Here is a 24,678-nt window from a genome sequence, read left to right as displayed (position 1 = left end):
TATGTTCATGCGTGTCAAACTTTATTGTTTTGTGTCAATCTTTATTGTTGAAAACCATCGTCCACATCCATTGTGGATAACTTATTCCACCGTCACCGACTTCGCCAGATTCCGTGGCTGGTCAACGTCCGTGCCCTTCAGTACAGCGACGTAATAGGACAGCAACTGCAGCGGGATGGTGTAGAGGATCGGCGAGAGAATGTCGTGGATGTGCGGCATCTGTACCACGTGGGTGCCTTCGCCATTGGTCATCCCGGCCTTCTCATCGGCGAAGACGACCAGTTCGCCGCCGCGTGCGCGGACTTCCTGCAGGTTGGACTTGAGCTTCTCCAGCAGTTCGTTGTTCGGCGCAACGGTGACCACCGGCATGTCGTTATCCACAAGCGCGAGCGGGCCGTGTTTCAGTTCGCCGGCCGGGTAGGCTTCGGCGTGGATGTAGGAGATTTCCTTGAGTTTCAGGGCACCTTCCATCGCCACCGGGAATTGCGCGCCGCGACCGAGGAACAGGGTGTGGTTTTTCTCGGCGAACAGCTCGGCGACTTTTTCCACAGTACTGTCCATCGCCAGCGCTTCGCCCAAGCGAGCCGGCAGGCGACGCAATTCTTCCACCAGCGTGGCTTCAACGCCCGCCGCCAGACTGCCGCGCACCTGGCCCAGAGACAGGGTGAGTAGCAACAGACCAACCAGCTGCGTCGTGAACGCTTTGGTCGAGGCGACACCGATTTCGCGACCGGCCTGGGTCAGCAAAGTCATGTCGGATTCGCGCACCAGCGAGCTGATGCCCACGTTGCAGATCGCCAGACTGGCGAGGAAGCCAAGCTCTTTGGCGTTGCGCAATGCGGCCAGGGTGTCGGCAGTTTCGCCGGACTGCGAGATGGTGACGAACAATGTGTCCGGCTGTACAACCACTTTGCGATAGCGGAATTCGCTGGCGACTTCGACCTGGCACGGGATCCCTGCCAGCTCTTCGAGCCAGTAACGGGCAACCATGCCGGCGTGATAACTGGTGCCGCAGGCAACGATCTGCACGTTACGCACCTTGGCGAACAGCTCTGCCGCTTGTGGGCCGAAAGCTTGCACCAGCACTTGGTTGTTGCTCAGGCGACCTTCCAGCGTACGCTGCACCACAGTCGGTTGCTCGTGGATTTCCTTGAGCATGTAGTGGCGAAATTCGCCCTTGTCGGCAGCTTCGGCGCCGTCGGTGTACTGCACGGTCTGGCGCTCGACAGCGGCTCCGCTCACATCCCAGATCTGCACGTTATCGCGGCGAATTTCGGCGATATCGCCTTCTTCCAGGTACATGAAGCGGTCAGTAACCTGACGCAGAGCCAGTTGATCAGAGGCGAGGAAGTTCTCACCCAGACCCAGACCAATCACCAATGGACTGCCACTGCGCGCGGCAACCAGACGATCCGGTTGTTTGCCATTGATCACGGCCAGACCGTATGCACCGTGCAGTTCCTTGACGGTGGCCTTGAGGGCGACAGTCAGATCTGGCTGATCCTTGAGTTTGTGATTCAGCAGGTGAGCGATGACTTCGGTATCGGTATCCGAAGTAAACACGTAACCCAGCGCTTTCAGCTGTTCACGCAGGGCTTCGTGGTTTTCGATGATGCCGTTGTGCACCACCGCGATGTCGCCGGAGAAATGCGGGTGAGCATTGCGCTCGCACGGGGCGCCGTGGGTAGCCCAACGTGTGTGCGCAATACCGAGGCGGCCAACCAGCGGGTGCTCGGCCAGCGCGACTTCCAGTTCGCTGACTTTGCCCGGACGGCGCATGCGCTCAAGGGTTTGCTCATTGGTGTACACCGCCACACCGGCGCTGTCATAGCCACGGTATTCCAGGCGTTTGAGACCTTCGAGCAGGATGGCGGTGATATTACGTTCAGCAACTGCGCCGACAATTCCACACATGCTTATTTCTCCTGACTGACAGCCGCGCAAATCACGGTGATACCGCGGGCCTGAATCTGATCGCGTGCATCAACAGGCAGGCGATCATCGGTAATGAGGGTATGGACGCTGCTCCAGGGCAGCTCCAGGTTGGGAATCTTGCGACCGATCTTGTCGGCCTCGACCATCACGATCACTTCACGCGTCACTTCAGCCATGACCCGGCTCAGGCCGAGCAGTTCGTTGAACGTGGTCGTACCGCGCGCCAGATCGATGCCATCGGCACCGATAAACAATTGGTCAAAGTCGTAAGAGCGTAGTACTTGCTCAGCCACCTGGCCCTGAAAGGACTCCGAGTGCGGATCCCAGGTGCCGCCGGTCATCAACAACACCGGTTCGTGCTCAAGTTCACTTAAAGCGTTGGCGACGTGCAGGGAGTTGGTCATCACCACCAGACCCGGTTGCTGACCCAGTTCAGGGATCATCGCGGCGGTAGTGCTGCCACTGTCGATGATGATGCGCGCGTGCTCGCGGATGCGTTTTACCGCCGCGCGGGCGATTGCCTGCTTGTACTTGGAAACGCTCTGCGCGGTTTCCGCGACAAGTTCCTGAGGCATGGTGATCGCTCCACCGTAGCGGCGCAGCAATAAACCGTGGCTCTCCAGCGCAGCCAGGTCCTTACGGATCGTAACTTCTGATGTTTCGAAGCGCTTGGCCAATTCATCCACACTCACCTCCCCCTGCTCGTTGAGCAAGGCGAGAATGTTATGGCGGCGTTGAGGCGTGTTGCGTTTCGACATGGCGGCTTAAGTTTCGATTCGAAAGATAACGGAAGCAATCAAAACCTATTGACCATAAATCGTCAACCCGGCAAACAAAAAAATCGCAGACTCCAGCAGTCCTGTGTAGGAGCTGCCGAAGGCTGCGATTCCAGATCTCAAAAAAGACTGTGGATAACTCAGTCCTTTTTGATCTTCTCTGGCCGCTTCCAGCCATCAATGTTCTTCTGCCGTGCGCGGCCTACTGCCAACTGAGCGTTATCCACATTCTGCGTAATCGTAGAACCCGCCGCAGTGGTCGCACCATTGGAGATATCCACAGGCGCCACCAATGAGTTGTTGGAGCCGATGAACACGTCCGCGCCCAACACGGTTTTCCACTTGTTGGCGCCGTCATAGTTGCAGGTGATGGTGCCAGCACCAATGTTGGTGCGTGCGCCAATCTCGGCATCGCCCAGGTAAGTCAAATGACCTGCCTTGGCGCCTTCGCCCAAGTGGGCATTTTTCAATTCGACAAAGTTACCCACATGCGCCCGGGCTTCGAGCACGGTGCCCGGTCGCAGACGAGCAAACGGACCGGCATCGCTGCCTTCGCCGAGAATTGCACCTTCGATGTGGCTGTTGGCCTTGATCACCACGCCTTTGCGCAGGGTACTGTCCTTGATCACACAGTTCGGACCGATGACCACGCCGTCTTCGATTACAACATTGCCCTCGAGGATCACGTTAACGTCGATCAGCACATCGCGACCCACCGTGACCTCTCCGCGTACGTCGAACCGGGCCGGATCACGCAGGGTCACGCCTTGAGCCATCAGACGACGACCGGCGCGCAGCTGGTAATGACGCTCCAGTTCGGCGAGTTGCTTACGGTCATTGGCGCCCTGCACTTCCATCGGATCCAGCGGTTGCTCAGTGGCGACGACCAGACCATCGCTGACGGCCATTTCGATAACGTCGGTCAGGTAATACTCGCCCTGTGCGTTGTTGTTCGAGAGTCGGCTCATCCAGTCCGCCAGCCGATTGGCCGGTACTGCGAGAATGCCAGTGTTGCCTTCGGTGATAGCGCGCTGCGCTTCGCTGGCATCTTTGTGCTCGACGATGGCGGCAACTTTGCCGTCAGCGTTGCGAACAATGCGGCCGTAGCCGGTTGGGTCGTCGAGCTCCACGGTCAGCAAACCCATCTGCCCAGGAACGACATGCTTGAGCAGGCGTTGCAGGGTTTCGACTTCGATCAACGGCACGTCACCGTAAAGAATCAGCACAGTGTCGGCAGTAATGAATGGCACGGCTTGGGCAGTCGCGTGACCAGTGCCCAGTTGCTTGTCCTGCAGCACGAAGTTCAGATCGTCGGCCGCCAGACGCTCGCGCACCACGTCGGCACCGTGGCCGATTACTACGTGGATACGCTGCGGGTCGAGTTGCCGGGCGCTGTGGATAACATGGCCCAACATGGAATTGCCGGCAATCGGGTGCAGCACTTTCGGCAGAGCCGAGCGCATGCGAGTGCCTTGACCGGCCGCGAGGATGACGATTTCGAGAGACATGACTGGCTACCAATCCTGGAGGTCAGCAACTGCGACCGGGGTTCTAGAATTCGGAAAAGAAAAAAGGGTAGCCGAGGCTACCCTTTTTTATCAATCGCACAACAAGCGGATGACGGATTAACCGCCAAACTTCTTGCGGATCTGCTGGACGGTGCGCAGCTGAGCTGCAGCCTCGGCCAGACGTACGGACGCAGCGCCGTAATCGAACTCTGCGCCACGCTCATGCAAGGCAGCCTCGGCAGCCTTGAGAGCTGCTTGAGCCTGAGCTTCATCCAGGTCGGCGGCACGTTGCACGGTATCGGCAAGCACCTTGACCATGTTCGGCTGAACCTCGAGGAAACCACCGGAGATGTAGAACACCTCGGCTTCCCCGCCTTGCTTGATCAGGCGGATCGGACCTGGCTTCAGATTAGTGATCAGCGGCGCGTGACCCAGAGCGATACCAAGATCACCCAGTGCACCGTGCGCAATCACCATCTCGACCAGGCCGGAAAAGATTTCTCCTTCCGCGCTGACGATATCGCAATGGACTGTCATAGCCATCTGATTGCCTCAACCTAAATGAGCGCCCGTTGCCGGGCGCCGGGATTACAGTTTCTTGGCTTTCTCGATCGCTTCTTCGATGCCGCCAACCATGTAGAACGCTTGTTCTGGCAGGTGGTCGTAGTCACCGTTGAGGATGCCTTTGAAGCCAGCAATGGTGTCTTTCAGGGAAACGTATTTACCCGAAGCACCGGTGAAGACTTCAGCCACGAAGAACGGCTGGGACAAGAAGCGCTGGATCTTACGAGCACGGTTAACCAACTGCTTGTCGGCTTCCGAGAGTTCGTCCATACCCAGGATCGCGATGATGTCTTTCAGCTCTTTGTAACGTTGCAGAACGTACTGAACGCCGCGAGCGGTGTCGTAGTGGTCCTGGCCGATTACGTTCGGGTCCAGCTGGCGCGAAGTCGAATCCAGTGGATCTACCGCTGGGTAGATACCCAGGGAGGCGATGTCACGGGACAGAACGACAGTGGCGTCCAAGTGGGCGAAGGTGGTCGCTGGCGACGGGTCGGTCAAGTCATCCGCAGGTACGTATACCGCTTGGATCGAAGTGATCGAACCTTCCTTGGTCGAAGTGATACGTTCTTGCAGAACGCCCATCTCTTCAGCCAGGGTCGGCTGGTAACCTACTGCAGAAGGCATACGGCCCAGCAGTGCGGATACTTCAGTACCGGCCAGGGTGTAACGATAGATGTTGTCGACGAACAGCAGAACGTCGTTACCTTCGTCACGGAACTTCTCGGCCATGGTCAGGCCGGTCAGTGCTACGCGCAGACGGTTACCCGGCGGCTCGTTCATCTGACCGTAAACCAGTGCCACTTTGTCCAGAACGTTGGAGTCCTTCATCTCGTGGTAGAAGTCGTTACCCTCACGAGTACGCTCACCCACACCGGCGAACACGGAATAACCGCTGTGCTCGATGGCGATGTTACGGATCAGTTCCATCATGTTTACGGTTTTGCCTACACCGGCACCACCGAACAGACCGACTTTACCGCCTTTTGCAAACGGGCAAACCAGGTCGATAACCTTGATGCCGGTTTCCAGCAGGTCGTTGCCGCCTGCCTGTTCAGCGAACGAAGGTGCTGGACGGTGAATGCCCCAACGCTCTTCGGTGTCGATTGGACCGGCTTCGTCGATCGGGTTACCGAGGACGTCCATGATCCGGCCCAGGGTCGCTTTACCGACCGGTACGGAGATGGCTGCGCCAGAGTCGGTAACTTCCAGACCGCGCTTCAAGCCCTCGGTGGAACCCATCGCAATGGTACGAACCACGCCGTCGCCCAGCTGCTGCTGAACTTCCAGAGTGGTGCCGGCATCGCTTTGTACTTTCAAAGCGTTGTAGATGCTCGGTACGCTGTCGCGTGGAAATTCCACGTCGATAACGGCGCCGATGATTTGAACGATACGTCCGCTACTCATAGCTGGATCCTCTGAATATTTGAACCGTTAAACCGCGGCAGCGCCGCCGACGATTTCCGAGATCTCTTGGGTGATCGCAGCCTGACGCGCCTTGTTGTAGATCAGCTGCAAATCGCTGATCAAATCACCGGCGTTGTCGGTAGCGTTCTTCATCGCGATCATCCGCGCAGCTTGTTCAGCCGCGTTGTTCTCGACCACCGCCTGGTAGACCTGCGACTCGACGTAACGGACCATCAAGCCATCAAGCAGCTCTTTGGCGTCCGGTTCGTAGAGATAGTCCCAGTGGTGCTTGAGACCCTGATCCGGGGTTGCCACCAATGGAATCAACTGCTCCACGGTAGGCTGCTGCGTCATGGTGTTGATGAACTTGTTGGACACCACGGACAGGCGATCAATACGGCCGTCCAGGTAGGCATCCAGCATCACCTTGACGCTGCCGATCAGATCATTGATCGACGGCTCTTCACCCAGGTGGCTGATAGCTGCAACGACGTTACCGCCGAAGTTGCGGAAAAAGGCCGCACCCTTGCTACCAACGACACACAGATCAATCTCGACGCCGTTTTCGCGGTTTACCGCCATGTCCTTGACCAGGGCCTTGAACAGGTTGGTGTTCAAGCCGCCGCACAAACCACGGTCACTGCTCACCACAACATAACCAACACGCTTGATTTCGCGGTCGATCATGAACGGATGGCGGTATTCCGGGTTGGCGTTGGCCAGATGCCCAATTACCTGGCGGATACGCTCCGCATAAGGACGGCTAGCAGCCATGCGCATTTGTGCCTTGCGCATTTTGCTGACCGCCACTTTTTCCATGGCGCTGGTAATCTTTTGCGTGCTTTTGATGCTCGCAATCTTACTGCGAATCTCTTTTGCGCCTGCCATGTAACACCTATCAGGTTAGCAAGCGGGAGCCTCGCGGCTCCCGCTGCGGCTTACCAGGTTTGGGTGGCCTTGAACTTCTCGATACCGGCTTTCATGCCAGCGTCGATTTCGTCATTGAAGTCACCTTTAACGTTGATCTTGGCCATCAAATCGGCGTGATCGCGGTTGAAGTAAGCAATCAGCGCTTGTTCGAAGCTGCCGATCTTGGCGATTTCAATGTCAGTCAGGAACCCACGCTCAGCGGCATACAGCGACAGCGCCATGTCAGCAATCGACATTGGTGCGTATTGCTTCTGCTTCATCAGCTCGGTAACGCGCTGACCATGCTCAAGTTGCTTACGGGTCGCTTCGTCCAGGTCAGAAGCGAACTGGGCGAATGCCGCCAGTTCACGGTACTGAGCCAGAGCGGTACGGATACCACCGGAAAGCTTCTTGATGATCTTGGTCTGAGCGGCACCACCCACACGGGATACCGAAACACCGGCGTTCACTGCAGGGCGGATGCCCGAGTTGAACATGGCCGATTCCAGGAAGATCTGACCATCGGTGATCGAGATCACGTTGGTCGGAACGAACGCGGAAACGTCGCCAGCCTGGGTTTCGATGATCGGCAGTGCGGTCAGGGAACCGGTTTTGCCGGTCACTGCGCCGTTGGTGAACTTCTCTACGTATTCTTCCGAAACGCGGGATGCGCGCTCCAGCAGACGGGAGTGGAGATAGAACACGTCGCCTGGGTAAGCTTCACGGCCTGGTGGACGGCGCAGCAGCAGGGAAATCTGGCGGTAAGCCACTGCTTGCTTGGACAGATCGTCATAAACGATCAGCGCGTCTTCACCGCGGTCGCGGAAGAATTCACCCATGGTGCAACCGGAGTACGGTGCCAGGAACTGCAGCGCAGGAGATTCCGAAGCACTGGCAGCCACGATGATCGTGTTGGCCAGGGCGCCGTTCTCTTCCAGCTTGCGAACCACGTTGGCGATGGTCGATTGTTTCTGACCGATCGCTACGTAGACGCAGAAAATGCCGCTGTCTTTCTGATTGATGATCGCGTCGATCGCCAGAGCGGTTTTACCGATCTGACGGTCACCGATGATCAGCTCACGCTGGCCACGGCCGACAGGAATCATGGCATCGACAGCCTTGTAGCCAGTCTGTACAGGCTGGTCTACCGACTTACGCCAGATCACGCCTGGAGCAACTTTCTCGACCGCGTCGGTCTGAGTGTTGCCCAGTGGACCCTTGCCATCAACAGGGTTACCCAGTGCGTCGACTACGCGACCCAGCAGTTCCTTACCAACAGGAACCTCGAGGATGCGGCCGGTGCACTTGGCGCTCATGCCTTCGGCAAGAGACTGGTAAGCGCCCAATACAACGGCACCTACGGAGTCTTGCTCCAGGTTGAGGGCCATACCGTAGACGCCGCCCGGAAACTCGATCATCTCGCCGTACATTACGTCGGCCAGACCGTGAATCCGCACGATGCCGTCAGATACGCTGACGACAGTGCCTTCGTTACGGGCTTGGGAGGTCACATCGAGCTTATCGATGCGGCCCTTGATAATTTCACTTATTTCGGAAGGATTGAGTTGCTGCATTGCTCTGCTGCCCCTTCAAACTCAAGATTTCAATGCTTCGGCAAGTTTCGCGATTTTGCCGCGAATCGAGCCATCGATAACCAGGTCGCCGGCGCGGATGACAACACCCCCAATAAGGGCTTTATCTTCCTCGACTTGCAGGCGCACTTCCCGGTTGAGTCGTGCACTGAGAACCTTGGCGAGTTTGTCTTGCTGTTCTTGGTTCAATGCAAAAGCACTGGTCACTTCAACGTCTACCGACTTCTCTTGCTCGGCCTTGTACAGGTCGAAAAGAGCGGCTATCTCCGGCAGAAGCGGGAGACGGTCGTTTTCGGCAACGACATTGATGAAGTTCTGTGCCTTCACATCAAACTTGTCGCCGCACACGTCAATAAACGTGGCGGCCTTTTCTGCGCTCGTCAGTCGCGGGGCCTTGAGCACGCGCTGCATGGTGTCGTCTTGCGACACCGCTGCAGCCAGGCCGAGCATGGCTGACCAATTGGCCAGTTGCTGGTGGGCCTGAGCGTGCTCGAAGGCCGCCTTAGCGTAAGGTCGGGCCAACGTGGTCAGTTCTGCCATGATCGCCCTCGCTTAGATTTCAGCAGCCAGTTGGTTAACCAGCTCTGCGTGCGCGTTTTGATCGATTGTGGCACCCAGGATCTTCTCGGCGCCGCCGACAGCCAGCAAACCCACTTGGGCGCGCAGCTTGTCTTTGACACTGTTCAGTTCCTGTTCGATCTCGGCTTGAGCCTGAACCTTCACACGGTCAGCGTCGATACGGGCCTTTTCAACGGCCTCTTCGACAATCTGGTTACCGCGTTTCTTGGCTTGCTCGATGATTTCAGCTGCTTGAGCCTTCGCTTCGCGCAGTTGCTGACCCGCTTTTTCTTGGGCCAACTCCAGGTCGCGAGCTGCACGGCTGGCAGCGTCCAGACCATCAGCGATCTTCTTTTGACGTTCGTGCAGAGCAGCAATGACCGGAGGCCAAACATACTTCATGCAGAACAGTACAAAAATCAGGAACGCAACGGACTGGCCAATCAGGGTCGCATTAATGTTCACGCCAACACCTCGCAGTTACGTTGTCCATCACATCAAATTACTCGGAAGAATCCGGGTAATTAGCCAGCGATCTGACCAACGAACGGGTTCGCAAAGGTGAAGAACAGAGCGATACCAACACCGATCATGGTTACGGCGTCGAGCAGACCGGCAACGATGAACATTTTAACTTGCAGCATTGGAACCATTTCTGGCTGACGCGCTGCGCCTTCCAGGAACTTGCCGCCCAGCAGGCCGAAACCAATTGCGGTACCCAGTGCGCCCAGGCCGATCAACAGTGCAACAGCGATAGCGGTTAGACCAACTACAGTTTCCATCTTTCCTCCCGACTTTTACGTCGTATGGTTTAGGTTTTTTAGATTAAAGCGGTAAAACAAATCGTTTCAGGTGCCCTGTGAAGAGCCCCTTCCCGTTTGACCGGGAAGGACATCAGACTAGTCGAGACTGGTCTTAATGGTTTTCTTCGTGCGCCATCGACAGGTAAACGATGGTCAGCATCATGAAGATGAACGCCTGCAGCGTGATGATCAGGATGTGGAACACAGCCCACGCCCACTGCAGAACAACGCCCAGGCCGCTCAGCCAGAGCAGACCGCTGCCGAACATCACAGCGATCAGAATGAACACCAGCTCACCGGCATACATGTTGCCGAACAGACGCAGAGCCAGAGAGATCGGTTTAGCGATCAGGGTCACGAATTCCAGCAGGAAGTTCACCGGGATCAGCAGGGCTTGAACGAAGATGTTCTTGCTACCGAACGGGTGCAGGGTCAGTTCGCCGATGAAGCCGCCGATGCCCTTGACCTTGATGCTATAGAAAATGATCAGTGCGAAAACCGACAACGCCATGCCCAGAGTCGCGTTCGGGTCGGTGGTCGACACGGCGCGGAACGGGATGTGAGGGTCACCGGAGATCAGGATGGCCAACTGAGGAATCCAGTCGACCGGTATCAGGTCGACGGCGTTCATCAGGAACACCCAGACGAAGATGGTCAGTGCCAGCGGTGCAATCACCGGGCTACGGCCATGGAAGCTGTCTTTCACGCTGCCATCGACGAATTCGACCAATACTTCAACGAAGTTCTGCAAAGCACCTGGCTGACCCGAAGTCGCCTTCTTTGCCGCCATGCGGAAAAGAAGAACGAAGATCAGACCCAGCGCAACCGACCAGCCGAGAGTATCGACGTGGAAAGCCCAGAAGCCCATTTCTTTGGCTTCTGCTGCGGTGTGGGCAAAGCCCCAGCCGCCGTTGGGTAGCTGACCGAAGGTCAGGTTCTGCAAGTGGTGCTGGATATAGCCCGAAGCGGTTGTTTCTGCCATGGTTGCCTCAAACGCCCTAAGGTCTCGAAAGTCTTGTTCTCATCAGCAGGGGAGCGAACCAGCTGACCGACTGAGTCAGCACGAACACGCCGAATACTGCTATCGGCGCCAGCGGCTTCACACCTGCAAACACCAGTGCAAAGAGCACTGCCGTCAAAATCAGTTTGCCTGCCTCGCCGGCATAAAATGACCGGACGATGGACTGGGCTGCTCGGGCGCCGGAAAACCGAAATGCCTTATGAGCGAAATATACATTGGGCAGCAAGGCTATCAGGCCTCCGCAAAGTCCCGAGTATCCGGCAACGACTCCGTGCCATTGCCAGAGCGCCAAAGCGGCAATGAGCAAAATGACAAATTGAGCCATTAACACCGGAAAAACCGCCAGGCGATGGAACGGCAGGCGGTTTGGCTTGCGGGTTTCCATCACATTTGCTCTCCAATGGTCGGCTGCCAGAATTCAATAACTTGGCATAATTTGTGCCGACAAAATGCGCGCAGAGTATAGGGGCGGTTCTGCCCCTATTCAACTGTCAGGTAGTGATTTCCGACTGCCCGCTACATGAGGAAATGTTTCAGCGGATGTGAGCGAGCACACCTTGAAGCTCATCGAGCGAGTTGTAACCGATCACCAACTGGCCTTTTCCCTTCTTCCCGTGGCGAATCTGCACCGCAGAGCCTAGGCGCTCGGCCAGACGCTGTTCGAGACGAGCGATATCGGGGTCGGGTTTCGTCGCTTCCACAGGCTCCGGTTTGCCACTCAACCACTGGCGAACCAGTGCTTCAGTCTGGCGCACGGTGAGGCCTCGTGCGACAACATGTCGCGCCCCTTCTACCTGTTGATTGTCCGGCAGACCGAGCAAAGCACGGGCATGACCCATTTCCAGGTCGCCGTGAGACAGCATGGTCTTGATGACTTCTGGCAACGCAATAAGCCGTAACAGGTTAGCCACAGTCACGCGTGACTTACCCACAGCCTCGGCAACTTGTTGCTGAGTCAGCTGGAATTCCTGCTGCAAGCGCTGCAGCGCGACCGCTTCCTCAATCGGGTTGAGGTCTTCGCGCTGGATGTTCTCGATCAGGGCGATAGCGATCGCGGTCTCATCCGGCACATCGCGGACCATCGCCGGGATGGTTTCCTGACCGGCCTGCTGGCTGGCGCGCCAGCGACGCTCACCCGCGATAATTTCAAAGCGCCCATCACCAATCGGTCGAACCACGATCGGTTGCATCACGCCTTGCGCCTTGATCGACTGCGCCAGTTCTTCCAGCGCCTGCGGGTCCATGTCCCGGCGAGGCTGGTATTTGCCCCGCTGGAGCAAGTCCAGCGGCAGGTGTTGCAGCTCACGCGTGTCAGCTTGCGCGGCTTGTTCTTCCAGCGAGCTGACAGTCGGACCACTCAGCAGTGCATCCAGTCCACGTCCGAGACCTCGTTTCTTGACGGCCATGGGGATTCCTTAAGTTGCCTGAGCGGCGGCAATGCGTGAATTTTTGCGCTGACGACGAACCATCTCGCCTGCCAGGGCCAGGTAGGCCAGTGCGCCGCGCGATTGCTTGTCGTACGCCAGAGCCGGCATGCCGTAGCTCGGAGCTTCGGCGAGACGGATATTGCGCGGAATGACCGTGTCGTACAGCTGTTCGCCAAAGTGTTCCTTGAGCTGCGCCGAGACATCGTTCATCAGACTCAGGCGCGGGTCGTACATGGTGCGCAACAAACCTTCGACTTTCAGATTCGGATTCAGCAGTTCGGCGATACGCTTGATGTTATCCACAAGGTCGCTCAACCCTTCGAGCGCAAAGTACTCGCACTGCATGGGGATAATCACCCCGTCAGCGGCTACCAGTGCGTTGAGAGTGAGCATCGACAGCGACGGTGGGCAGTCGATCAAAATGTAATCGTAATTTTCCCGGATCGGCGCCAACGCGCTGCGCAGGCGGCTCTCCTTCATCTGCATTTCCAGCAGAACCACTTCAGCGGCTGTCAGGTCGCGGTTGGCCGGCAGCAGTTGATAACCGCCGTGCTCGGAATAGTGCATGGCCTGAGCCAGATCGCATTCACCGATCAGCAAGTCATAGACCGAGTTTTCCAGACCGTGTTTATCCACACCGCTACCCATGGTGGCGTTGCCCTGTGGATCGAGATCGATCAACAGCACCCGACGCTTGGTCGCGACCAGGGATGCTGCGAGGTTGATGCAGGTGGTGGTCTTGCCCACACCACCCTTTTGGTTCGCTATCGCGAATACCTTAGCCATTCTTGCTTGTGTTCCCAATCATGCCGTGCGGCGCAGTATCAGCAGATGGCGTTGGCCTTGGCAACCGGGTACGGCCAAGGCGTGTTCGCTATCGAGTTTGAAGTCTGCCGGCAATGCTACCAGCTCATCGGCCGGATGAACGCCCTTCATTGCCAGCCAGCGTGTATCGGCATCGCCGAGATGGCGAGTCCAGTTACTGAAGTTTTCCATGCTGCTGAACGCCCGGGAAATGATCCCGTTGAAAGGCTGAGCAGGTTGAAAGGCTTCGACGCGACTGTGGATAACTTGCAGGTTATCCAGTTTGAGTTCGAGTTTGACCTGAGTCAGGAAGCGGGTTTTCTTGCCGTTGCTGTCCAGGCAGGTCACTTGCGAGTCCGGATACAGGATCGCCAAAGGGATCCCCGGCATACCGCCACCACTGCCGACGTCGAGCCAGCGGCCGTTTTCGATGAACGACATCACGCTCAGACTATCGAGCAAGTGACGCGAAACCATTTCGTCCGGATCGCGCACAGCCGTGAGGTTGTAGGCCTGGTTCCATTTGATCAACAAGGCCAGATAACCCAACAGCAATTCGTGCTGGGTTTCAGTGAGATTGATCCCGAGCTCGCGGGCTCCTGTGGATAACTCTTCGGCGTGTTGCGAAGTGACCTTAGAACTCAAGCGCTTTGCTCCAACTGACGGCCCGCGCCGCGTTTTTTCAAATGAATCATCAACAGCGAAATCGCTGCCGGGGTCACGCCCGGGATCCGTGAAGCCTGACCCAGCGTCTCTGGACGAGTCGCGCCGAGCTTGCTCTGGATCTCCTTGGAGAGACCGGAAATGTTGGTGTAATCGATATCCACAGGCAGTTTCGTGTCTTCACTGGCGCGCAGACGGGCGATTTCATCCTGTTGACGATCAATGTAACCGGCGTATTTGGTCTTGATCTCGACCTGTTCGGCGACCTGTGGATCTTCGGCGCCGTGCCCGGTCACTTCGACCAGACCAGCGTAGTCGATTTCCGGACGACTCAAGAGGTTGAGCAAGTTGTATTCGTGGGTCAGCGGAGTACCGAATTTTTCCGCAATGGCATCGCCCTGTTGCGTGCCCGGGCGTACCCAAGTGCTTTTCAGGCGCTGCTCTTCGAGTTCGATGCTTTCGCGTTTCTTGCAGAAAGCCGCCCAACGCGCGTCATCGACCAGACCCAGCTCGCGACCTTTTTCAGTCAGGCGCAGGTCGGCGTTGTCCTCGCGCAGGATCAGACGGTACTCGGCACGGGAAGTAAACATGCGGTACGGCTCTTGGGTACCCAGTGTGATCAGGTCATCGACCAGAACCCCGATGTACGCCTCATCGCGGCGCGGGCACCAGGCTTCTTTGCCCTTCGCACGCAGTGCCGCGTTGGCCCCGGCCAGCAAACCCTGGGCGCCGGCTTCTTCGTAACCGGTGGTACCGTTGATCTGCCCGGCGAAGAACAGACCGCCGATGACTTTGGTTTCCAGGCTGTACTTCAGGTCACGCGGATCGAAGTAGTCGTACTCGATCGCATAACCGGGACGCACGATGTGCGCGTTTTCCATGCCGCGAATCGATTGCACGATTTGCAATTGCACGTCGAACGGCAAGCTTGTGGATATCCCGTTCGGATACAGCTCATGGGTGGTCAAACCTTCCGGTTCGATGAACACCTGATGGCTTTCCTTGTCGGCAAAGCGGTGAATCTTGTCTTCAATCGACGGGCAGTAACGCGGGCCGATGCCTTCGATCTCGCCGGCAGCGGAATACATTGGCGAACGGTCGAGGTTGGCGGCAATGATTTCGTGAGTACGGGCGTTGGTGTGGGTAATCCAGCAACTGACTTGCCGCGGATGCTGTTCCTTGTTGCCCATGAACGACATCACCGGGATCGGCGTATCGCCCGGTTGTTCGGCCATCACCGAGAAATCCACAGATCGGCCATCGATACGCGGCGGCGTGCCGGTTTTCAATCGACCCACACGCAGCGGCATTTCACGCAGACGATGTGCCAGAGCAATCGATGGCGGATCACCGGCACGACCGCCGGAGAAATTCTGCAAACCGATGTGGATAAGTCCACCTAGGAACGTACCGGTGGTCAATACCACGGAATCGGCGAAGAAACGCAGACCCATTTGTGTGACAACACCGCGTACCTGTTCCTGTTCAACGATCAGGTCATCGGCAGCTTGTTGAAATATCCACAGGTTGGGCTGGTTTTCCAGAATTTCGCGGACAGCGGCTTTATACAAAACCCGGTCGGCTTGCGCACGAGTTGCCCGTACGGCTGGGCCTTTGCGGCTGTTCAACACGCGAAACTGGATGCCGCCCTTATCGGTAGCCATGGCCATCGCGCCGCCAAGGGCGTCGATTTCCTTGACCAGATGGCTTTTGCCAATGCCACCGATGGCGGGGTTACAGCTCATGGCACCGAGGGTTTCCACGTTATGCGTCAGCAACAGGGTTTTTGCCCCCATACGTGCTGACGCCAGTGCTGCCTCGGTACCGGCATGACCGCCGCCGATGACGATCACTTCAAAACGGGAAGGGAAATCCACCACGCACCTCGTGCCTGCTTAAGTAGGTAATTCAGGAATAGTTTGAGATCAGGTTTCTGAACCCGGTCGACAAGTATAGGGACTTCCCCCTTCCTAAAGAACCCTCTGCACAAAAATTAACCAGCTGTGGAGAAGTCGAGCTTAAAAGAATAAAAAAGAAAGAAATTTATAAAACCTTTGTTTTAATGCTTATTCTTACTGAGCATGATTTCTGTGGATAGATCTCTACAGGCCTTATTTTTCAATGTGTACAGAGATTCAAAACCCTGTGGCCATGTGGCCATGAGCGGCTTGGATAACCGGTTTAAGCCTGTGGATGAAAGGGGCTGTTATCCACAGACCGAGTTATATCCAGTTTTCAGGCCCTGTTATCAACTGATCTCAGTGGCAGTTATTCACAGGGCTTAAACCACAGAAAATTGATCAATGAACCACTCGCGCGCAGGCGAAAGTCGCCCTGGGCGCATAAATCTGCCCGGCATTTCTGGAATCAATTCAATGATGAGGGAAACAGACGGGCCGCGAACGGGCCCGCCTGTGAACAGCAGGAGGGATTATTTACCGATGCAGAAGCTGGAAAAGATTCGTCCGAGCAGATCATCGGAGCTGAATGCACCGGTAATTTCACCCAGCGAGTGCTGGGCCTGACGCAAATCTTCAGCCAGCAACTCACCAGCCCCCGCCAGTGTCAGTTGGGCTCGACCGTGTTCCAGCGCCGCGCTTGCGTGGCGCAAGGCCTCCAGATGCCGGCGACGGGCGCTGAAGCTGCTTTCCGAGGTTTGCTCGTAGCCCATGCAGGCCTTGAGATGTTCGCGCAGCAACTCCAGGCCTTCACCTGCAGATTTGGCACTCAGACTGATGGTCACATGGCCGTCGTCGCTTGTTTCCAGAGCAATTGCTTCGCCCGTCAGATCTGCTTTATTACGGATCAGAGTGACTTTCGCCGGGTCCGGGCGGATCTCGAGAAATTCCGGCCACAAGGCGAATGGGTCCAACGCTTCAGGCGCCGACGCGTCTACGACCAACAGCACCCGATCCGCTTCAGAAATGGCTTTCAATGCGCGCTCGACACCGATTTTTTCCACCTGATCGTCGGTATCGCGCAGACCTGCGGTATCCACAACGTGCAGCGGCATACCGTCGATGTGGATATGTTCACGCAGGATATCCCGAGTGGTACCGGCAATATCGGTCACGATCGCTGCCTCACGGCCGGCCAAGGCATTCAGCAGACTGGACTTGCCGGCATTTGGACGGCCGGCAATCACTACGGTCATACCATCGCGAAGCAAGGCACCCTGGCCGGCCTCGCGCAGTACTGTGGATAATTCGTCGCGCACTTTGTCGAGCATGCTCAATACGTGGCCATCGGCGAGGAAGTCGATTTCTTCTTCCGGGAAGTCGATGGCGGCCTCGACGTAGATACGCAGGCCTATCAGCTGTTCGGTGAGGTTATGCACACGCTGGGAGAATGCACCTTGCAACGATCGCAGGGCATTGCGCGCCGCCTGTGCAGAACTGGCCTCGATCAGGTCGGCAATCGCCTCGGCCTGGGCCAGGTCGAGTTTGTCGTTGAGAAACGCGCGTTCGCTGAATTCACCTGGGCGAGCCAAACGGCAACCCAGTTCCAGGCAACGCTTGAGCAACATGTCCAGAACGATCGGGCCACCGTGGCCCTGCAATTCCAGCACATCTTCGCCAGTGAATGAGTTCGGCCCCGGAAAATAAAGCGCCAGACCCTCGTCGAGCACCTGTTGGTCGTCACTGTAAAACGGGCCGTAATGGGCGTACCGCGGTTTCAGTTCGCGACCTGCAATGGCTTTGGCCGCGACACTGGCCAGTGGACCGGAAATTCGAACAATGCCCACACCACCGCGACCTTGAGCGGTAGCGACAGCTGCGATGGTTTCACGAGGTGTGCTCATAAACCGTAATCCAGACAAAAGTGGCAGATAGCAAAACGCCCCACTAGGGGGCGTTTTGAGTGGTGTTATCCACAGAGCAAGTTACGCCTCGGCTTTTTTCGCCGCCGCTTCGATCTTACGCGTGATGTACCACTGTTGTGCAATCGATAGGCAGTTGTTCACTACCCAGTACAGCACCAGACCAGCCGGGAACCACAGGAAGAAGAAGGTGAAGATGATTGGCATCATTTTCATGACCTTCGCCTGCATCGGATCCGGAGGAGTCGGGTTCAGCTGCTGCTGGATGAACATGGTTGCGCCCATGATGATCGGCAGAATGAAGAACGGATCCTTGATCGACAGGTCAGTGATCCACAGCATGAATGGCGCTTGGCGCATTTCAACGCTTTCTAGCAGAACCCAGTACAGCGAAAGGAAAACCGGCATCTGCACGAGGATTGGCAAGCAGCCACCCAGCGGATTGATCTTCTCTTTCTTGTACAGCTCCATCATGGCTTGCGACATTTTCTGCCGGTCATCGCCATGCTGCTCTTTCAATGCGGCCAGTTTCGGCGCTACGGCACGCATGCGCGCCATCGATTTGTAGCTGGCAGCCGACAGAGGGAAGAAAATACCCTTGATCAGCATAGTCAGGAAGATGATCGACCAGCCCCAGTTACCCACGATCGCGTGGATGTGTTGCAACAGCCAGAAAATCGGCTGGGCAATGAACCACAGGATGCCGTAGTCGACAGTCAGTTCCAGACCTGGGGACAACTCTTTCAGCACGGCTTGGCTTTTCGGACCGGCGTACAGAACAGCACTGGTTTCAACTTTGGCACCTGGTGCAGCGGTCATTGTTGGACCGGTGTAACCGATGATGTAGTTGCCTTTGCTGTCTTTACGGGTCTGGACGATGTTGTTTTCGCCCTTGGCCGGAATCCATGCGGTCACGAAGTAGTGTTGCAGCCAGGCTACCCAACCACCGGTGACGGTTTCCTTGAGTTGCGCCTTGTCCATGTCCTTCATGGACACTTTCTTGTACGGCTCCGAACTTGTCCACAGGGCAGCGCCCAGGTAAGTCGCGGTGCCGGTAGCAGTTGTGGACGAAGGATCGCCGCTGTCGTCGCGCTTCAACTGGGCAAACATTGCGCCATTCCAGGGCTGAGCGCTCTGGTTATCCACAATGTAGGAAACGGTTACGTCATAGAGGCCGCGTTTCACAGTGAAACGCTTGATGTAATTGACGCCGTCCTTGCTGAACTTCAAATCAACGACCAGTTGGTCCTGACCGTCAGCCAGTTGATAAGTCTTCTTCTCGGCGGAGTAAAGAGGGCGACCAGCCGGATTTGCGTCCGGGCCATTGGTACCGATCAGACCGCTTTGCGCCAGATAAATACGTTCGCCGCCGTTGTCGAACAGCTGGAACGGAACATCTGGACGATCCTGACGACGTGGATACAGAGGCAAGGTCAGTTGAGCAACGTCGCCACCTTGTGGATCGATCGCAAGATCGAGCACGTCGGTTTTAATCTGGATCAGATCCTTGCTGGCAGCCACCGGAATTTCAGCAGGTGCGCTGGTATCGCTAGCGGAGCGCGGAATATCGTCACTGGCGGCAGCATTATTGCCAGTGGCGGTGTCCGGCAAACCGGATGTAGTCGTACTGGCAGCAACATTCTGAGTCGGCAGGGCAGCCTGGCCATAGTCCTGGTTCCATTTAAGAACCATAACGTAGGACACGATTGCCAGGGCGACGATCAGGATCGTGCGTTTGATATCCATGATTACTCGGCCATCGAAGAAGAACGGGAGGTAGGGATAGGTGGAACCGGGTCATAACCACCGGGATTCCACGGATGACAGCGACCTAAACGACGAAAGGTCAGCCAGCCACCGCGCAGAAGGCCATGATTTTCAATGGCTTCATACGCGTAGCAGGAACAACTGGGGTAGAAACGACAGTGGCTGGCCATCAAAGGACTAATGGCATAGCGATAAAACTGGATCGGAACGAGGGCCAGTTTACGCATCTGGACTGTCTACCCCTACAGTTTCGGTTTTGACTGCTGGAACTGGATTGTTACGGGCCAGACGCTTCCAGAGTTTGCCGAAATGCTGAATCAATTCGGGGTTTTCTACATCACCCAAACCTTTGCGCGCGACGATAACAATGTCCCAGCCGACCAGTGAATCCTGGTGCAGACGGAACGATTCGCGCATCAGACGTTTGAGGCGATTGCGCTCAACGGAGAGCTTTACGCTCTTTTTCCCGATAACCAGCCCGAGACGGGGGTGATCAAGATCGTTGTTGCGCGCAAGGAGCAGGAGATTTTTCCCCGGAACCTTGCCGGTAGGGGAGTCAAAGACTGCCTTGAAATGCCGGGGGGTAAGCAGACGCTTTTCCCGACTGAAGTCCTGACTCACCTCCAGTACCGGATTATCAAACTGCCAGACGCGCACGACCTTTGGCGCGGCGACGCGACAGGACTGCGCGACCGTTCTTGGTAGCCATGCGAGCACGGAAACCGTGGGTACGAGCGCGTTTGATGGTGCTTGGTTGGAAAGTACGTTTCATGTCGTGTTACCTGGTTCGTCCACAACGGGCCGGAATGGCCCCCGTTTTAAGAGACCGGGGATTCTAGAGAAAGCAAGGCTTCAGGTCAATTTCCAACCAACGTTTCCTTATAAATAGATCTCAGGACCTTCTTTGGCTGAAACCCTGTTCGCCATACATAAAAATAAAGAAGGGAATTATTTAAAGCTTTTCTGTAAAGCTTATAAAAGCTAGGGCCACGATCTTCTGTGGATAACTGCCTTGAGGCCATGTTTAACCTGATGTACAGAGAATGACAACTACAGTGGAAAACCGTGGTCAGCCTGTGCTGCACTGTCGGATAACCTGTGTGTGGAATGGGCTGTTATCCACAGGCAGGTTATCCACCGAGTTTAGCCCCCACTTGTCCAATGCCCTTAGAGGCGGTTATCCACAGAGCTTATTCACACACCGTTGGTCGCCTTTTTTTCGTTTAACGCATTGATAAATCATGGACGGGGGGCAACCTGCATGTGGATAAGTGGACAGCTCGCCGCTACAATGGCCGCTTGTTTTTGCCTCACCGGCTTTCAACTTAGGGGATATCCGTGTCAGTGGAACTTTGGCAGCAGTGCGTGGAGCTTTTGCGCGAAGAGCTGCCTGCCCAACAATTCAACACCTGGATCCGTCCACTACAGGTCGAAGCCGAAGGCGACGAGTTGCGCGTCTACGCACCGAACCGTTTTGTACTGGACTGGGTCAACGAAAAGTACCTTGGGCGCGTCCTCGAACTGCTGGATGAACACGGCAACGGTATGGCGCCGGCGCTTTCCTTATTAATAGGCAGCAAACGTAGCTCGGCACCGCGTGCGGCCCCGAATGCCCCGTTAGCCGCCGCGCAAGCGTCTTTGGCCCATGCCAACAACGCACCGGCAAGCCAGCAGGCGCCGGCCGCAGCGCCAACTCAGGCCAAACGTTCGACGCAGAAAACTGTGGAAGTCAGCGAAGAGCCTTCTCGCGACAGCTTCGACCCGATGGCCGGTGCCGCGTCGCAGCAGGCTCCGGTTCGCGCCGAACAGCGCACTGTGCAGGTCGAAGGTGCGCTCAAGCACACCAGTTACCTGAACCGCACGTTCACCTTCGAAAACTTCGTCGAAGGTAAGTCCAACCAGCTCGCCCGCGCGGCGGCCTGGCAAGTGGCGGACAACCCAAAGCATGGCTACAACCCACTCTTCCTATATGGTGGCGTTGGCCTGGGTAAAACTCACTTGATGCACGCGGTGGGTAACCATCTATTAAAGAAGAACCCGAATGCCAAGGTCGTGTACCTGCATTCCGAGCGTTTCGTGGCCGACATGGTCAAGGCGCTGCAACTGAACGCCATCAACGAATTCAAGCGCTTCTACCGTTCGGTGGATGCTTTGCTGATCGACGATATTCAGTTCTTCGCCCGCAAGGAACGTTCCCAGGAAGAGTTTTTCCACACCTTCAATGCCCTGCTTGAAGGTGGCCAGCAGGTGATTCTCACCAGTGACCGCTACCCGAAAGAAATCGAAGGCCTTGAAGAACGCCTGAAATCCCGTTTTGGCTGGGGCCTGACCGTTGCCGTCGAGCCGCCGGAGCTGGAAACCCGCGTAGCAATCCTGATGAAGAAGGCCGACCAGGCCAAAGTCGACTTGCCGCACGATGCAGCGTTCTTCATTGCCCAGCGCATTCGCTCCAACGTCCGTGAGCTGGAAGGCGCGCTGAAACGCGTGATTGCCCATTCGCACTTCATGGGCCGCGACATCACCATCGAGCTGATTCGCGAATCCCTGAAAGACCTGTTGGCGTTGCAAGACAAGCTGGTCTCTGTGGATAACATTCAGCGTACCGTCGCCGAGTACTACAAGATCAAGATTTCCGATCTGCTGTCCAAGCGCCGTTCGCGCTCGGTGGCACGTCCGCGTCAGGTCGCCATGGCGCTGTCCAAAGAATTGACCAACCACAGCCTGCCGGAAATCGGTGATGTGTTTGGCGGCCGCGACCACACGACTGTTTTGCACGCCTGCCGCAAGATCAACGAACTTAAGGAATCCGACGCGGACATCCGCGAGGACTACAAGAACCTGCTGCGTACACTGACCACTTGATGAACACCAGCGCAGCTTATTAAGGCAAGGGACTAGACCATGCATTTCACCATTCAACGCGAAGCCCTGTTGAAACCCCTGCAACTGGTCGCAGGCGTCGTTGAGCGCCGACAGACCTTGCCGGTACTCTCTAACGTGCTGCTGGTTGTCGAAGGCCAGCAATTGTCGCTGACCGGTACCGACCTGGAAGTCGAGCTGGTTGGTCGTGTGCAACTCGAAGAGCCGGCTGAAACAGGTTCCATCACCGTGCCTGCGCGCAAACTGATGGATATCTGCAAGAGCCTGCCCAACGATGCGCTGATCGATATCAAGGTCGACGAGCAGAAGCTGGTGGTGAAGGCCGGTCGTAGCCGCTTCACCCTGTCGACCCTGCCCGCCAATGATTTCCCGACCGTGGAAGAAGGCCCGGGCTCGCTGACCTGCAGCCTGGAGCAGAGCAGACTGCGTCGTTTGATCGAACGCACCAGCTTCGCCATGGCCCAACAGGACGTGCGCTACTACCTCAACGGTATGCTGCTGGAAGTCTCGGAAGGCATCATTCGCGCAGTGGCCACCGATGGTCACCGTCTGGCGATGTGCTCGATGAAGGCCGATATCGGTCAGCCGGATCGTCATCAGGTGATCGTGCCGCGCAAAGGCATTCTCGAACTGGCGCGTCTGCTCACCGAGCCGGACGGCATTGTCAGCATCGTCTTGGGTCAGCATCACATTCGCGCCACCACGGGTGAATTCACCTTCACCTCGAAACTGGTCGACGGCAAGTTCCCCGACTACGAGCGCGTTCTGCCGAAGGGCGGCGACAAGCTGGTGCTGGGCGATCGTCAGGCACTGCGTGAAGCGTTCAGCCGTACCGCGATTCTGTCCAACGAGAAATACCGCGGTATCCGTCTGCAACTGGCCAGTGGTCAGTTGAAGATCCAGGCCAACAACCCGGAGCAGGAAGAAGCGGAAGAGGAAGTGGGCGTTGAATACAACGGAGGCTCCCTGGAGATCGGCTTCAACGTGAGCTATTTGCTCGATGTGCTGGGCGTGATGACCACCGAGCAGGTTCGTCTGATTCTGTCCGACTCCAACAGCAGTGCGCTGGTGCAAGAGTCCGACAACGACGATTCGGCTTACGTTGTCATGCCGATGCGCCTGTAAACAGCTGATCCTGGATGTCCTTAAGTCGTGTTTCGGTCACCGCGGTGCGTAATCTGCACCCGGTGACCTTCTCTCCCTCCCCTCGCATCAACATCCTTTACGGCGCCAACGGCAGCGGCAAAACCAGTGTTCTGGAAGCCATTCACCTGCTGGGGCTTGCCCGTTCGTTTCGCAGCACGCGGCTGTTGCCAGTTATCCAGTACGAGCAACTCGCCTGCACGGTGTTTGGTCAGGTCGAACTGGCCGAGGGTGGCCACAGCGCTTTGGGAATTTCACGCGACCGTCAGGGCGAGTTCCAGATCCGCATCGACGGCCAGAATGCCCGTAGCGCCGCGCAACTCGCGGAAATCCTTCCGCTGCAGCTGATCAATCCGGACAGCTTCCGCTTGTTGGAAGGTGCGCCGAAGATTCGCCGACAGTTTCTCGATTGGGGCGTGTTCCACGTCGAGCCTCGGTTCATGGCCACTTGGCAGCGCTTGCAGAAGGCCCTGCGCCAGAGAAACTCTTGGCTGCGGCATGGTACACTTGACGCCGTTTCACAAGCGGTTTGGGACAGGGAACTGTGCCAGGCCAGCGCTGAAATCGATGAATACCGCCGCGCTTACATCAAAGCCTTGAAACCAGTCTTTGAACAAACCTTGAGCGAACTGGTTGAGCTCGAAGGTTTGACGCTCAGCTATTACCGAGGTTGGGACAAAGACCGGGAATTGAGTGCCGTACTTGCTGGATCCCTGCAACGGGATCAGCAGGTGGGCCATACCCAGGCTGGGCCACAACGAGCTGATTTGCGTCTTAGATTGGGCGCACACAACGCCGCGGACATCTTGTCCCGGGGTCAGCAGAAGCTGGTGGTCTGTGCATTGCGGATTGCCCAAGGGCATCTGGTGAGCCAGGCCCGTCGCGGTCAGTGTATTTATCTGGTGGATGACTTGCCGTCCGAGCTGGACGAGAACCACCGTCGTGCGCTGTGCCGCTTGTTGGAAGACTTACGCTGCCAGGTTTTCATTACCTGTGTAGATCACGAATTATTGAGGGAAGGCTGGCAGACGGAAACGCCAGTCGCTTTGTTCCACGTGGAACAGGGCCGTATCACCCAGACCCACGACCATCGGGAGTGAAGGC

At 56.7% G+C, this 24,678-nt stretch carries 24 protein-coding genes; 3 read left to right on the top strand and 21 right to left on the bottom strand.

Annotated features, from left to right (window positions below; genetic code table 11):
- Positions 1-81 precede the first annotated feature (81 nt).
- From glmS to rpmH, 21 genes are all read right to left on the bottom strand, one after another.
- A complete protein-coding gene (gene glmS / locus AB4P92_RS15435) occupies positions 82-1,914 on the bottom strand; it encodes a glutamine--fructose-6-phosphate transaminase (isomerizing) (protein ID WP_261735453.1) in 1,833 nt (610 codons plus the stop codon).
- A 2-nt stretch (positions 1,915-1,916) separates the two neighbouring features.
- Positions 1,917-2,693, bottom strand: a complete 777-nt coding sequence (locus AB4P92_RS15430) for a DeoR/GlpR family DNA-binding transcription regulator (RefSeq protein ID WP_042556887.1) — start codon at positions 2,691-2,693, stop codon at positions 1,917-1,919.
- 158 nt (positions 2,694-2,851) lie between these two features.
- Complete coding sequence (gene glmU, locus AB4P92_RS15425; RefSeq protein ID WP_395597839.1) at positions 2,852-4,219, bottom strand: bifunctional UDP-N-acetylglucosamine diphosphorylase/glucosamine-1-phosphate N-acetyltransferase GlmU; 1,368 nt, start codon at positions 4,217-4,219, stop codon at positions 2,852-2,854.
- Positions 4,220-4,336: 117 nt separating this feature from the next.
- Positions 4,337-4,762 carry a F0F1 ATP synthase subunit epsilon gene (locus AB4P92_RS15420; protein WP_042556889.1) on the bottom strand — a complete coding sequence of 142 codons (426 nt, stop codon included), beginning with the start codon at positions 4,760-4,762 and terminating at the stop codon, positions 4,337-4,339.
- A 45-nt stretch (positions 4,763-4,807) separates the two neighbouring features.
- Positions 4,808-6,187 carry a F0F1 ATP synthase subunit beta gene (gene atpD / locus AB4P92_RS15415; RefSeq protein WP_042556890.1) on the bottom strand — a complete coding sequence of 460 codons (1,380 nt, stop codon included), beginning with the start codon at positions 6,185-6,187 and terminating at the stop codon, positions 4,808-4,810.
- Between the two features lie 27 nt (positions 6,188-6,214).
- Positions 6,215-7,075, bottom strand: coding sequence for a F0F1 ATP synthase subunit gamma (gene atpG, locus AB4P92_RS15410; RefSeq protein WP_042556891.1), 861 nt, complete (start codon positions 7,073-7,075; stop codon positions 6,215-6,217).
- 50 nt (positions 7,076-7,125) lie between these two features.
- A complete protein-coding gene (gene atpA / locus AB4P92_RS15405; protein ID WP_042556892.1) occupies positions 7,126-8,670 on the bottom strand; it encodes a F0F1 ATP synthase subunit alpha in 1,545 nt (514 codons plus the stop codon).
- Positions 8,671-8,691: 21 nt separating this feature from the next.
- The gene (locus AB4P92_RS15400) at positions 8,692-9,228 is read right to left on the bottom strand and encodes a F0F1 ATP synthase subunit delta (RefSeq protein ID WP_042556893.1); all 537 of its coding nucleotides are present in this window, start codon (positions 9,226-9,228) and stop codon (positions 8,692-8,694) included.
- 12 nt (positions 9,229-9,240) lie between these two features.
- Positions 9,241-9,711, bottom strand: coding sequence for a F0F1 ATP synthase subunit B (locus tag AB4P92_RS15395; RefSeq protein ID WP_016772403.1), 471 nt, complete (start codon positions 9,709-9,711; stop codon positions 9,241-9,243).
- 59 nt (positions 9,712-9,770) lie between these two features.
- Positions 9,771-10,028 carry a F0F1 ATP synthase subunit C gene (gene atpE, locus AB4P92_RS15390; RefSeq protein ID WP_003097235.1) on the bottom strand — a complete coding sequence of 86 codons (258 nt, stop codon included), beginning with the start codon at positions 10,026-10,028 and terminating at the stop codon, positions 9,771-9,773.
- A 133-nt stretch (positions 10,029-10,161) separates the two neighbouring features.
- Complete coding sequence (atpB, locus tag AB4P92_RS15385; protein WP_042556894.1) at positions 10,162-11,031, bottom strand: F0F1 ATP synthase subunit A; 870 nt, start codon at positions 11,029-11,031, stop codon at positions 10,162-10,164.
- A 16-nt stretch (positions 11,032-11,047) separates the two neighbouring features.
- On the bottom strand, positions 11,048-11,455 hold the full coding sequence (locus AB4P92_RS15380; protein ID WP_008084411.1) for a F0F1 ATP synthase subunit I: 408 nt from the start codon (positions 11,453-11,455) through the stop codon (positions 11,048-11,050).
- Positions 11,456-11,603: 148 nt separating this feature from the next.
- Positions 11,604-12,476, bottom strand: coding sequence for a ParB/RepB/Spo0J family partition protein (locus AB4P92_RS15375; protein ID WP_047303468.1), 873 nt, complete (start codon positions 12,474-12,476; stop codon positions 11,604-11,606).
- Between the two features lie 9 nt (positions 12,477-12,485).
- Positions 12,486-13,283 carry a ParA family protein gene (locus tag AB4P92_RS15370; RefSeq protein ID WP_007911909.1) on the bottom strand — a complete coding sequence of 266 codons (798 nt, stop codon included), beginning with the start codon at positions 13,281-13,283 and terminating at the stop codon, positions 12,486-12,488.
- Between the two features lie 18 nt (positions 13,284-13,301).
- Entirely contained in the window at positions 13,302-13,946 is a 645-nt protein-coding gene (gene rsmG, locus AB4P92_RS15365) for a 16S rRNA (guanine(527)-N(7))-methyltransferase RsmG (RefSeq protein WP_042556896.1), read from the bottom strand.
- A complete protein-coding gene (mnmG, locus tag AB4P92_RS15360; RefSeq protein ID WP_042556897.1) occupies positions 13,943-15,841 on the bottom strand; it encodes a tRNA uridine-5-carboxymethylaminomethyl(34) synthesis enzyme MnmG in 1,899 nt (632 codons plus the stop codon). The genes rsmG and mnmG overlap by 4 nt, the downstream gene beginning before the upstream one ends.
- Before the next feature lie 554 nt (positions 15,842-16,395).
- Complete coding sequence (gene mnmE, locus AB4P92_RS15355) at positions 16,396-17,766, bottom strand: tRNA uridine-5-carboxymethylaminomethyl(34) synthesis GTPase MnmE (protein ID WP_395597838.1); 1,371 nt, start codon at positions 17,764-17,766, stop codon at positions 16,396-16,398.
- An 81-nt stretch (positions 17,767-17,847) separates the two neighbouring features.
- The gene (gene yidC, locus AB4P92_RS15350; protein WP_042556899.1) at positions 17,848-19,530 is read right to left on the bottom strand and encodes a membrane protein insertase YidC; all 1,683 of its coding nucleotides are present in this window, start codon (positions 19,528-19,530) and stop codon (positions 17,848-17,850) included.
- A 2-nt stretch (positions 19,531-19,532) separates the two neighbouring features.
- On the bottom strand, positions 19,533-19,778 hold the full coding sequence (gene yidD, locus AB4P92_RS15345; protein ID WP_010465488.1) for a membrane protein insertion efficiency factor YidD: 246 nt from the start codon (positions 19,776-19,778) through the stop codon (positions 19,533-19,535).
- Positions 19,771-20,172, bottom strand: a complete 402-nt coding sequence (gene rnpA, locus AB4P92_RS15340) for a ribonuclease P protein component (RefSeq protein WP_042556900.1) — start codon at positions 20,170-20,172, stop codon at positions 19,771-19,773. Before rnpA ends, yidD begins: the two co-directional genes overlap by 8 nt.
- Positions 20,173-20,188: 16 nt before the next feature.
- Positions 20,189-20,323 carry a 50S ribosomal protein L34 gene (rpmH, locus tag AB4P92_RS15335; protein ID WP_003213577.1) on the bottom strand — a complete coding sequence of 45 codons (135 nt, stop codon included), beginning with the start codon at positions 20,321-20,323 and terminating at the stop codon, positions 20,189-20,191.
- A 566-nt stretch (positions 20,324-20,889) separates the two neighbouring features.
- Between rpmH and dnaA the strand changes: the two genes are divergently transcribed.
- The 3 genes from dnaA to recF are packed head-to-tail and all read left to right on the top strand — an operon-like array spanning position 20,890 to position 24,674.
- The gene (dnaA, locus tag AB4P92_RS15330; RefSeq protein ID WP_042556901.1) at positions 20,890-22,413 is read left to right on the top strand and encodes a chromosomal replication initiator protein DnaA; all 1,524 of its coding nucleotides are present in this window, start codon (positions 20,890-20,892) and stop codon (positions 22,411-22,413) included.
- 39 nt (positions 22,414-22,452) lie between these two features.
- Positions 22,453-23,556, top strand: coding sequence for a DNA polymerase III subunit beta (dnaN, locus tag AB4P92_RS15325; RefSeq protein ID WP_042556902.1), 1,104 nt, complete (start codon positions 22,453-22,455; stop codon positions 23,554-23,556).
- A 14-nt stretch (positions 23,557-23,570) separates the two neighbouring features.
- Positions 23,571-24,674 (top strand): DNA replication/repair protein RecF, encoded by a 1,104-nt coding sequence (gene recF / locus AB4P92_RS15320; RefSeq protein WP_042556903.1) that lies wholly within the window; start codon positions 23,571-23,573, stop codon positions 24,672-24,674.
- Positions 24,675-24,678: the final 4 nt, after the last annotated feature.

The sequence above is a fragment of the Pseudomonas sp. A0308 genome (assembly GCF_044218815.1).
In the GTDB taxonomy this organism is placed as follows: Bacteria; Pseudomonadota; Gammaproteobacteria; order Pseudomonadales; family Pseudomonadaceae; genus Aquipseudomonas; species Aquipseudomonas iridis.
Note: the sequence above shows the minus strand (reverse complement) of the source record. Positions and strands in the feature narration are given on the sequence as shown.